Source organism: Idiomarina sp. UBA4206 (genome assembly GCF_002383015.1).
Taxonomy (GTDB): domain Bacteria; phylum Pseudomonadota; class Gammaproteobacteria; order Enterobacterales; family Alteromonadaceae; genus Idiomarina; species Idiomarina abyssalis.
In genome coordinates this window covers 10918-11447 of sequence record NZ_DFTS01000040.1, presented here as the reverse complement: position 1 = coordinate 11447, position 530 = coordinate 10918, and the positions used below count along the sequence as shown (strand labels likewise).

General features: G+C 46.6%; 1 pseudogene. It reads right to left on the bottom strand.

Annotation, left to right across the window (positions count from 1 at the left end):
* Positions 1-530: pseudogene (gene rpoB / locus B3180_RS08630) on the bottom strand (DNA-directed RNA polymerase subunit beta); the annotation flags it as partial.

The window sequence follows — 530 nt, the reverse complement described above, 5'->3', positions numbered from 1 at the left end:
GGCTCGCCCGGGCGCATCATGCGGTAGATTTCAACTAAGGCTTCTAAGCGATTGTTACTTGAATCTACACGCAACGTTTCGCTCATGTATGGACCATGGTCCAAATCATTGACGAACAGCGTTTCAATTTTCTTAATACCAGCTTCGCTAAGCTCAGCGATAAGCTCAAGAGTCAGCACATCGTTAGCATGGCCAACAACTTCGCCGGTTTTCTTGTCGGCATAGTCTTTCGCTAATACTTTTCCAACCATGTATTCAGCCGGCACTTCCATTTCTTTAATACCCAGCTGTTCAAGCTGGCGAATATGGCGTGCGGTGATACGACGGCCTTTTTCGACCAAAACTTCGCCTTCAGCGCCTTTAATGTCAAACTTGGCGGTTTCGCCACGCAGACGCTCAGGCACTAACTGCATCTTCACCTTAGTTTTAAGGATCTCGAAGTAAGTAGTGTCGAAGAACATATCGAGGATTTCTTCAGTGCTGTATTCCAATGCACGAAGAATAATAGACGCCGGTAATTTACGACGACG